This window comes from Streptomyces sp. NPDC058375 (assembly GCF_042723425.1).
Classification (GTDB): Bacteria; Actinomycetota; Actinomycetes; order Streptomycetales; family Streptomycetaceae; genus Streptomyces; species Streptomyces durocortorensis.
The window spans coordinates 1-8,349 of sequence record NZ_JBHXJG010000295.1 but is presented as its reverse complement, the minus strand read 5'-3'; the positions used below and the strand labels follow the sequence as shown (position 1 = coordinate 8,349).

Genomic DNA, 8,349 nt, shown 5'->3' with positions numbered 1-8,349 from the left:
GCCGTTCTTCCCTGCCCACGGCGTTACTCGTCGCGCTGGACGTTCCGCATGCGCCCGTACGCGTACACACACCCCGCCAGCGCCAGATCGGACAGCAGCATGAAGCCGATCGCGTAACTGTCCTTGGCGCTGTAGATCGCGCCCATCACCAGCGGTGGCACGAACCCGCCGAGCCCGCCCATCGCGCCGACGATGCCCGTCACACTGCCCACCTTCGGCTGCGGCGTCACCTGCGAGACCAGGGCGAACACACTGCCGCTCGCGGTGCCGAGCCCGGCCGCCATGGCCAACAGCGCGATCGTGCCGACCGCGTTCAGCGGCGGCTCGAAGGCCTGCGCGATCGCCATCAGTGCGGCCACCAGCAGCGCCACCGACGTCACCACCGCCGGGTGGATCCGGTCCGAGAGCCAGCCGCCGACCGGCCGGAAGACCACCGTGACCAGGGCGAACCCGGCCGCCTTGGTGCCCGCCTCGGTCGGCGACATCTCGTACCAGGTCTTCAGATACGTCGGCAGATAGACCCCGAACGCCACGATGCCGCCGAAGCCGATCGCGTACAGCGCTGACAGCTCCCAGGTCACCCGCAGTTTCCCGGCCTCGCCGAGCCGGTGCGCGAGCGTGTCCGTGGGGACCTTCCGGTCCGGATGGTCGCTGACCAGCACGGCCGCCAGCAGCGCGAACACCACCAGCGCCCCCGCGACCACGAGGAACGGCAGGTTGTCGCCGTGCTCCGCGATGCGCGGGGTGAAGAAGCCCGACAGCGCCACGCCGCCCATGCCCATCCCGAACACGCCCAGCGCGAAGCCGCGTTTGTGCGGCGGGAACCACGAGTTGACCAGCGGAACGCCGATCGCGAACGTCGTCCCGCCGAGCCCCAGCAGGAACCCGACCGCGAGCATCGCCCCGTACGAGTTCTTCGCCGGGATCAGCAGCAGTACGGGCACGATCGTCAGCGCCGAGACCAGCGGGAACATCAGCTTCGCGCCGTACTTGTCCGTCAGCGCCCCCACCGGGATCCGGCCGAGCGACCCGACCAGCACGGGCACGGCCACCAGGAACGACTGCTGGAACGAGCTGAGCCCCAGGCGGTCCTTGTAGTCCCCGGACATCGGCGCGATCAGATTCCACGCCCAGAAGGTCAGCGCGAACCCGACCGTCGCCATGACGAGATTGCGGTACGCGGCCGGGGACGGCGCCGCCGCCGGGGCGGGCGACTCGGGGGACTGCTTGACGGAGGTGTCCACACAAGCAAGTCAAGGGCGCGCGGCACCGCACGGCCCGCCGGACTGCGCCGACCGGGCGACAGCGGGATCCCCCGGTCTCCCTCAGCCGATATCGCCGCAAGCTGGGACAATCGCCGTATGGATCGGCTGGACAGGGAAATCCTCGGCATTCTCCAGGAGGACGCCCGGATCTCGTACCGGGATCTGGGCGTACGCGTGGGGCTCAGCGCCAACGCGGCGGGCGACCGGGTCCGCCGGATGCGCCGTGACGGGGTCATCCGCGGCTTCACTGTCATCGTCGACCCGGCCGCCGACACCCGTTCGGGCCTGGTCGTCTTCATCGATGTGACGCTGCGCCTCGACACGACGAACGAGGAGTTCGAGCGCTCGGTGCTGATGCTGCCCGGGATCACGGAGGTGGTGCACGTGACCGGCGGCCACGACTACCTCCTGCGGGCCACCGCCGCCGACCCGGGGGCGCTGGACACCCTGCTGCGCCGACTGAAACGGGAGGCGGGCATCGCCCACTCCAACACCCGGATCGCGCTGCGGGCGGCCCCGAAGCACTGAGGGGCGGCCGCCGGGGCCTCTGCGGCCTAAGGGGGCCTCTGGAACCTCTATGGCCTGCGTCAGATCGGGGCCTGCCAGGTCACCGTCGTCGGCCGTCCGCCGTCCTCACCGCGCCCGTCGTCCGCGACCACCAGCCGCACCCCGCTCCGCCCGTCCGGCAGCCGGACCGTGGCGTCCACCTCCACCTCGATGGCCGACACCCCGGTCCTGCGGTGCGCGGCGGCCAGCGCCCCGCGCAGGGCGGCCAGCAGCTCCCGGCCCGTCTCCTCGCCCACCAGCGCGTCCACGGCCCCGGTGAACTGCACGGACGGCGGAAAGCCCAGCAGGGCCGCCGCGCCCCCGGTCTCCCGCAGCACCCGGCCCCGGAAGGTGCTCGGGGCCCCGGCGGGCGGCTGCTGGAGGGCGAAGATGGCGGTGCGGACCTCCTGGATGGTCGAGTCCAACTCGTCCACGGCCCGGCCCAGCAGCACCCCGGCCTCCGCCTCCCCGCCTTCCCCGGTGCCTTCTCGGGGCTCCTCCGACGCGGCCCGCCGCCGGGTCGACTCCAGCATCATCTCGGTGGCGAAGAGCCGCTGGACCACCAGATCGTGCAGATCACGGGCGATCCGGTCGCGGTCCTCGTACACCGCGAGCTGCTCCCGGTCGGCCTGCGCGTCCGCCAGCACCAGGGCGAGGGCCGCCTGCGAGGCGAACTGGGTGGCCAGCAGCCGGTCCACGTCCGTGTACGGGCGCTCGCCGCGCCGCCGGGGCAGAGCGAGGGTGCCGATGAGCCGCCCGCCGCTCTGCAGCGGCAGCATCATGCTCGGCCCGAAGCGGGAGCGTACGCCGGTGGTCATCCGGGGATCGGTGGCCGAGTCGTCGATGAAGACCGGTTCGCCGCCGAGCAACTGCACCAGCACCGCGGAACCGGGCTCGATCACCGTGCCGACGATGCCCGCCGGATCGTCCGGCGTGGAGGCGGTGACGATCTCCATGCCGCCCTCCTCCGTCGGCTGGAGGATCACCCCGGCCGACGCGCCCGCCAGCACCCGGGCCTGTTCGGCCACCGTCATCAGCGCGTCGGCCGCGTCGGTACCGGTCAGCAGGGCCGTGGTGACGGCCGCCGCTCCCGCGATCCAGCGCTCGCGCTGCCGGGCCGTCGCGTACAGCCGGGCGTTACCGATCGCGATGCCCGCCTGGGCGGCCAGGACCCGCAGCAGGCCCGCATCCGTGTCGGTGAACGGCCCCGGCCGCTTCCCGCCGAGGCAGAGATGGCCGAAGACCTCGGTGTGCAGCACGATCGGCGCCCGGAGGAAGCTCCGCACGGGCGGGCGGTCGACCGGGGGGCCGGGCCGGGTCAGCGCGGTCGGCCCTTCGTCGGAGTCGTCCGGGGAGAGGCCCGGGAAGAGATCGAGGTGCTGCCGCTCGGCCTCCGACATCCCGGTGGTGTACAGCGCCTCGATCCGGTCCCGGTCCGGGTCCAGCACCCCGAGCGCGCCGTGGCGGGCCCCGGTGAGGGCGGCGGCGGTCTCGACGATCTGCTGGAGGGTGGAGCCCAGCTCCAGGTCGCTGCCGACGTTGAGGACCGCCTCCAGGAGCATCGGCAGCCGCCCGACGTCCGGGCCGGACGCGCCCCGACCGGGCCCGCCGGGACCGGACGCGGTCGGGCCGGACGCGCCCCGACCGGGCTCGCCGGGACCGGACGCGGTCGGGCCGGACTCACCGGGACCAGACGTACCGGGACCGGGCTCGGCGGGGCCGGGCTCCACAGGCTCCTTCATCCGCGCCGACGCGCTCATCCCGCCAGCGGGTTGAGGACCATCGGCTGGATCTTGCCGTCCAGCATCGCGCCCAGGCCGAGCACCGAGCAGACGTCGGGCCGCTCCGCGATGTGCACCGGCATCCCCGTCGCGTCCCGCAGCATCCGGTCCAGGCCCGGGAGCAGCGCCGTGCCGCCCACCATCATGATCCCGCGGTCCGCGAGGTCGGCCACCAGGTCCGGCGGGCAGTCGCGGAGCACCTTGCCCACCCCGTCCAGCACCGCGGTGAGCGGGGTGTTGATGGCCTGCCGTACGGCGGCGGTGTCGACCTGCACCGTGCGGGCCAGGCCGGTCGCCACGTCGCGGCCGTGGATGTCGGTGAGGGCGGGACCGGTGAGCTGGAGCCCGTTGCCGTGCAGCGCCAGCTGGAGCGGACGTACGGACTGGCTCGGCAGCAGCAGCTGGTGGCGCTGGCGCAGGTACTGGATGACCGCCTCGTCGATCGCGTTGCCGCCCACCGGGATGCGTACGGCGGTGACGATCGAGCCGAGCGAGAGCACCGCGATCTGGGTGGTGGCGGCCCCGCACACCATGATCATGGTGGCGGTCGGCTGCTCGACCGGCAGCCCGCAGCCCACGGCCGCCGCGATCAGGGTGTCCACCAGCTCGACGCGGCGGGCGCCGAGCCCGACCAGGGTCTCCACCGTCGCGCGCTGGGCCAGCGGATCGGCCTCGTGCGGGGTGCAGGCGGCGGCGCGCAGCCGGGGCTTGCGGCGCAACTGACGGCGGAGCTTGTCGCCCAGCAGATGACGCAGCATCCGCTGGGCCATCTCGATGTCGACGACGGTCCCGCCGGAGACCGGACGGGCCACCCGGATGTACTCCGGGGTGCGGCCGGTCATCTGCTCGGCGAGCGTGCCGACGGCGATGAGGGAGCCGGTACGGGTGTTGACGGCGGCGACGCTCGGTTCGTCGACGACGAGCCCGAGCCCCTTCACGTACACCCGGGTCCTCGCGGCCCCCAGGTCGACGGCGACATGGCAACGCTGCAACTGCTCAAGGCTGACGGTCACGGCGATTCTCCCGAGCGCGCGGACGGTGGGCACCGGCGGCAGCCGGTCTCTCCTTGCATGGTCGCGCCGTCCGGCCCGTCGCGCGCGTTGAGCTGCGCCGTCAGGGGAGCGGGAGCTGACGGCTCCTCAGCTCACCCGGCCGGCAGCAGCCGCTGGAACAGACCCCAGGTGAACTCGGCGACCCGCTCCCGGCCGGATGCGGGGTCGGTGACGGCCAGCGCCCACCGGGTCGGGGCGCTGCCCTCCATCGGCCGGGCCGGCGGAAAGGCACGGGCGGCCTCGTCCACGGTGCACGACCAGGGGAGCAGATCCGTTACGGAGGTCAGCTCCGGGCCCGCCGTGCCCGGGGCCCGGACCAGCCACTCGTTCCAGACGGCCCCGCCGGGCCCGGCCATCACCTCGAACCGCAGGTCGGGCCAGAGCGGTACGGACCACAGCAGCGCCTCGCACTCCAGGTCCCCGACCCGGCGCGGCAGGGTCAGCTCCGGTTCGCCGAGGACCGAGCGGTAGCGGCGCAGCGCCCCCCGGCCCCGGGGCGCCCGTACCATGGCCTGCCAGCGGCGGTTGGCCTCCCGCATGTCGGCGAGGGAGGCGCTCAGTCCGTGCCGGGCCTCCTCGACCAGGTCGGGCTGGAAATCGGCCATCCGGCGCAGCAGGACGAGCTGGAACTGCAGGGGGCCGAAGGGGGCGGGAGTGCTCATGCCGCCCATCCTCCCGCGTGTCAGGCGTATCGGACCGGCCGTCACCGGAATCCTTGCTTCCTCACAAGATCCTCACCTGTGCGGCTTCCCTGGTTCTTCCGCGCACGCCTAACCTGCGGGCGCCATGGATTACTGCCACCCGTGCCGACGCCATCTCAACGGAGCCCTGGCCTGCGCCGGGTGCGGTACGCCCGCCGAGGCACTGGGCCCCTACGCCGTGCCCGCGCCCGCCGGCTCCGCCCCGCGCGGGCCGACCGGGCCGGCCGCCCCGGCGGACGAGACCGACGCCCCCCGCCGCACCCGGAGGGACGCCCGGCGCGAGGCCGCACGCAAGCCCCGCCCCTCCCGGCGGCGGGCCCGTGGCAGTCACCGCCGGCGCGGCCGGGCCGTCCTGCTCGGGGCCCTCGGGCTGCTCCTCGCGGCGGGCGCCCTGAGCCTGGCGGAACTGGCCCTGGAGCCCGGGCGGGACGACACCGCCGCCGACTTCGTCAGTGAGGAGCCGGGTGGTCCGGCCGAGGCCGCGCCGGAGGAGTCGTCCGCCGACGTACCCCGCGATCCCGGTCCGGTCGGCGCCCCCGCCGGGGCGACCACGGGCCCCGCGACGGACGCCTCACCGGCGGGCGACCGCAGCGGAAGCCCCACGGATCCGTCCGGGTCGCCGAGCCCCGGCCCCTCCGCCACGGACGAGCCCACCGCCTCCCCGGAACCCGATGGAGCGGACCCGTCCGACGCCCCCGACAGCCCGCCCGCCGACCCGCCGGGACCGGGCGACCCGCAGGAGCCGACGACCGCGCCCGCGCCCCCGCCGCCCCCGGCCGAGCCGACGCCCACCCCGACCCCGTCCCCGACGTGCACCCGCTTCCTGTGGTGGTGCACGTAAGCAGGTGAGCGCGATGCCTACGGGGTGTCCTCGCCCAGCATCCGGCGCAGCAGGTCCCGCAGCACCGTGCGCTCGGCGTCGGAGAGCCCGGCCAGCGGCTCCCGGGCGAAGTCCAGCGCGTCCCGCAGCTCCCGGGCCGTGCGCCGGCCCTCCTCCGTCGCGGCGGCCAGCTTCACCCGCCGGTCGGCCGGATCGGGCCTGCGCTCGACCAGTCCCCGGGTCTCCAGCCGGTCGACGATGCCGGTGACGTTGGACGGCTCGCACTTCAGCCTGAGGGCGATCTTCCGCATCGGCAGCGGCTCCAGCGAGAGCAGCCCGAGCACCCGTGCCTGCGCGCCCGTGAGGGAGTGCTCGGCGGCGGCCCGGTCGTACTCCTCGTGGTAGCGCGCCACGACGGCGCCGATGAGCTCGACGACCTCAAGGGTCAGGGAGTCTGTGCGAGTGGCCATAGGCGACAGCCTACCGATTTACTTGACATCATGAAATATTCAGGAGCATGGTTGTTTCATGTCATGAAGCTTTTCGCGTCGACGGGCGCGGAGGCTCACCCCCCGTAGGACATTGAGGAGAACCCGAGCCCATGTCTGCAGCACTTCCCACGTCCAGCCGTGAATGGCACCTGGTCGCCCGCCCGCACGGCTGGCCCAAGGCCGAGGACTTCGCGCTGCGTGAGGCCGCGGTGGCCGCTCCGGCCGAAGGCCGCATCCTCGTCCGCAACAAGCACTTCTCGGTCGACCCGTACATGCGCGGCCGGATGAACGACGTGAAGTCCTACACCCCGCCCTTCAAGCTCGACCACCCCATGGACGGCGGCGCGGTCGGCGAGGTCATCGCCTCGAACGCCGAGGGCTTCGCCGTGGGCGACCACGTCCTGCACGGTCTCGGCTGGCGCGAGATCGCCGACCTCCCCGCCAAGCACGCGGTCAAGGTCGACCCCGACATCGCCCCGCTCTCCGCCTACCTCGGCGTGCTCGGCATGCCCGGGCTCACCGCCTACGCCGGCCTGTTCGAGGTCGCCTCCTTCAAGGAGGGCGACGCGGTCTTCGTCTCCGGCGCGGCCGGGGCAGTCGGCAGCCAGGTCGGCCAGATGGCGAAGCTCAAGGGCGCCTCCCGGGTCATCGGCTCCGCGGGCTCCGACGAGAAGGTCAAGCTCCTCACCGAGGAGTACGGCTTCGACGCCGCGTTCAACTACAAGAACGGCCCGGTCCGCGACCAGCTCAAGGCGGCCGCCCCCGACGGCATCGACGTCTACTTCGACAACGTCGGCGGCGAGCACCTCGAAGCCGCGATCTCCTCGCTCAACGTGCACGGCCGCGCCACCATCTGCGGCATGATCGCCCAGTACAACGCCACCGAGCCGACCCCCGGCCCGAACAACATGGCGATGATCATCGGCAAGCGGCTCCGCCTCCAGGGCGTCCTGGTGAGCGACCACTCCGACCTCCAGTCGCAGTTCGTCCAGGAGGCCGCCGGCTGGCTGGCCTCGGGCGAGCTGAAGTACCAGGAGACCGAGGTCGAGGGCATCGAGAAGGGTTACGACGCCTTCGTCGGCCTGCTGCGCGGCGAGAACACCGGCAAGATGATCGTTTCCCTGGTCTGACCCCGGCCCCGTCGCGGCCACCCGTTAGGCTCATCCCCAGGCCGTCGCGATCGTGGGCGCGAGTCGCGGCGCACCAACAGGAGGAATCCTCACACCATGAGCATCCAGAAGATCGACGTCGCCTACACCGCCGTCGCCACCGCCGAGAACGGCCGCGACGGCCGGGTCTCCTCCGACGACGGTCAGCTCGACGTCGTCGTGAACCCGCCGAAGGCCATGGGCGGCAGTGGCGCGGGCACCAACCCCGAGCAGCTCTTCGCGGCCGGCTACAGCGCCTGCTTCCAGGGCGCGCTGGGCGTCGTCGCCCGCCAGGAGAAGGCCGACATCTCCGGCTCGACCGTGACCGCCTCGGTCTCCATCGGCAAGACCGAGGCCGGCGGCTTCGGCCTGGAGGTCGCGATCAGCGCCTCCATCCCGAACGTCGACGCCGCCACCGCGCAGGCGCTCATCGAGAAGGCCCACCAGGTCTGCCCGTACTCGAACGCCACCCGCGGCAACATCAACGTCGAGCTCTCGGTCGCCTGACCGGTCACGAGCCCCGCGCGAGGACCGCACCCCACTCC

Annotated in this window: 9 protein-coding genes; 4 read left to right on the top strand and 5 right to left on the bottom strand. The window is 73.2% G+C overall.

Annotation, left to right across the window (positions count from 1 at the left end; genetic code table 11):
- Positions 1-23: 23 nt before the first annotated feature.
- Positions 24-1,244, bottom strand: a complete 1,221-nt coding sequence (locus ACFWM7_RS31130) for a nitrate/nitrite transporter (protein ID WP_383266971.1) — start codon at positions 1,242-1,244, stop codon at positions 24-26.
- Between the two features lie 117 nt (positions 1,245-1,361).
- Here ACFWM7_RS31130 and ACFWM7_RS31125 point away from each other — a divergent pair, with 117 nt between their 5' ends.
- The gene (locus ACFWM7_RS31125) at positions 1,362-1,793 is read left to right on the top strand and encodes an Lrp/AsnC family transcriptional regulator (protein WP_383266969.1); all 432 of its coding nucleotides are present in this window, start codon (positions 1,362-1,364) and stop codon (positions 1,791-1,793) included.
- Between the two features lie 59 nt (positions 1,794-1,852).
- Here ACFWM7_RS31125 and ACFWM7_RS31120 read toward each other — a convergent pair whose 3' ends face one another.
- From ACFWM7_RS31120 to ACFWM7_RS31110, 3 genes are all read right to left on the bottom strand, one after another.
- Complete coding sequence (locus ACFWM7_RS31120) at positions 1,853-3,373, bottom strand: GAF domain-containing protein (RefSeq protein ID WP_383266974.1); 1,521 nt, start codon at positions 3,371-3,373, stop codon at positions 1,853-1,855.
- A 194-nt stretch (positions 3,374-3,567) separates the two neighbouring features.
- Entirely contained in the window at positions 3,568-4,605 is a 1,038-nt protein-coding gene (locus tag ACFWM7_RS31115; RefSeq protein WP_383266967.1) for a rod shape-determining protein, read from the bottom strand.
- A 131-nt stretch (positions 4,606-4,736) separates the two neighbouring features.
- Positions 4,737-5,306 (bottom strand): hypothetical protein, encoded by a 570-nt coding sequence (locus ACFWM7_RS31110; RefSeq protein ID WP_383266965.1) that lies wholly within the window; start codon positions 5,304-5,306, stop codon positions 4,737-4,739.
- 124 nt (positions 5,307-5,430) lie between these two features.
- Here ACFWM7_RS31110 and ACFWM7_RS31105 point away from each other — a divergent pair, with 124 nt between their 5' ends.
- Positions 5,431-6,186 carry a hypothetical protein gene (locus ACFWM7_RS31105; protein WP_383266963.1) on the top strand — a complete coding sequence of 252 codons (756 nt, stop codon included), beginning with the start codon at positions 5,431-5,433 and terminating at the stop codon, positions 6,184-6,186.
- A 17-nt stretch (positions 6,187-6,203) separates the two neighbouring features.
- Here the strand turns inward: ACFWM7_RS31105 and ACFWM7_RS31100 are convergent, their stop codons facing one another.
- Positions 6,204-6,635 carry a MarR family winged helix-turn-helix transcriptional regulator gene (locus ACFWM7_RS31100; protein ID WP_383266961.1) on the bottom strand — a complete coding sequence of 144 codons (432 nt, stop codon included), beginning with the start codon at positions 6,633-6,635 and terminating at the stop codon, positions 6,204-6,206.
- 131 nt (positions 6,636-6,766) lie between these two features.
- On the opposite strand from ACFWM7_RS31100, the gene ACFWM7_RS31095 reads away from it, so the two are divergent.
- Positions 6,767-7,786, top strand: a complete 1,020-nt coding sequence (locus ACFWM7_RS31095) for an NADP-dependent oxidoreductase (RefSeq protein WP_383266959.1) — start codon at positions 6,767-6,769, stop codon at positions 7,784-7,786.
- Between the two features lie 96 nt (positions 7,787-7,882).
- A complete protein-coding gene (locus ACFWM7_RS31090; protein ID WP_205083395.1) occupies positions 7,883-8,311 on the top strand; it encodes an organic hydroperoxide resistance protein in 429 nt (142 codons plus the stop codon).
- Positions 8,312-8,349: the final 38 nt, after the last annotated feature.

Bases quoted from the DNA above. Each gene is read 5' to 3' on its own strand.
- ACFWM7_RS31125 (WP_383266969.1), top strand. From the start codon at position 1,362: ATGGATCGGCTGGACAGGGAAATCCTCGGCATTCTCCAGGAGGACGCC.
- ACFWM7_RS31120 (WP_383266974.1), bottom strand. From the start codon at position 3,373: ATGCTCCTGGAGGCGGTCCTCAACGTCGGCAGCGACCTGGAGCTGGGC.
- ACFWM7_RS31110 (WP_383266965.1), bottom strand. From the start codon at position 5,306: ATGAGCACTCCCGCCCCCTTCGGCCCCCTGCAGTTCCAGCTCGTCCTG.
- ACFWM7_RS31105 (WP_383266963.1), top strand. From the start codon at position 5,431: ATGGATTACTGCCACCCGTGCCGACGCCATCTCAACGGAGCCCTGGCC.
- ACFWM7_RS31100 (WP_383266961.1), bottom strand. From the start codon at position 6,635: ATGGCCACTCGCACAGACTCCCTGACCCTTGAGGTCGTCGAGCTCATC.
- ACFWM7_RS31095 (WP_383266959.1), top strand. From the start codon at position 6,767: ATGTCTGCAGCACTTCCCACGTCCAGCCGTGAATGGCACCTGGTCGCC.
- ACFWM7_RS31090 (WP_205083395.1), top strand. From the start codon at position 7,883: ATGAGCATCCAGAAGATCGACGTCGCCTACACCGCCGTCGCCACCGCC.